The organism is Acutalibacter intestini (assembly GCF_034334985.1).
GTDB classification, from domain to species: domain Bacteria; phylum Bacillota; class Clostridia; order Oscillospirales; family Acutalibacteraceae; genus Acutalibacter; species Acutalibacter intestini.
Genome location: NZ_JAWXXL010000129.1, coordinates 1 through 736, shown reverse-complemented (window position 1 = coordinate 736; position 736 = coordinate 1). Strand labels below are relative to the sequence as shown.

General features: G+C 48.9%; 1 pseudogene. It reads left to right on the top strand.

Annotated features, from left to right (window positions below):
- Nucleotides 1-71: 71 nt before the first annotated feature.
- Nucleotides 72-736: pseudogene (locus tag U8U68_RS22045) on the top strand (IS5 family transposase); the annotation flags it as partial.

The following is a 736-nucleotide window of genomic DNA, read 5'->3' as shown; positions in this document are numbered from 1 at the left end:
TAGATAGTGTCTACACAAGGTAGAGGAATTGTGATAGAATGGAAGCATCAAAAAAGACAGGAGAGGAAAAGATGGATGCTTCTTATCACAGACACGACATAAGCGATCAAGTGTGGTCGTTGCTGGAACCCCATTTACCAGGACAACGAGGCCAGTGGGGAGGGATCGCCCAGGATAACCGTCGATTTATCAATGCGGTGTTTTGGGTATTGCGAACCGGAGCGCCCTGGCGAGATTTGCCTCCCGATTATGGGAAGTGGGGCAGCGTTCATCAGCGGTTCATTCGTTGGCGCAGAAAAGGTGTTTGGGAAAAACTTCTGGAAATCCTGATAGATGAACCGGATTATGAATGGCTGATGATCGACGCCAGCCATATCAAAGTGCATCCCCAGGCGGCGGGAGCTAAAGGTGGCAATCAGGATATGACCAGGACAAAAGGGGGCTCAACACCAAAATACATCTGGCCGTGGATGCGAATGGTATGCCAGTCCGAGTGCTTATTACAGAAGGTACCCGAGCAGATTGTAAAGAAGCTGTCCACCTGATTGAAGGCATTTCCGCAGAAACTCTGCTGGCAGACCGTGGCTATGACACAAATGATATCCTGGCCTATGCGGTTTCAGCTGGGATGGAACCTGTGATTCCGCCCAAGAGGAATCGCAAAGAACAGCGTGACTATGATAAATATCTCTATAAGCTGCGTCATTTGGTAGAAAACTGCTTCCTTTCCCTGAAA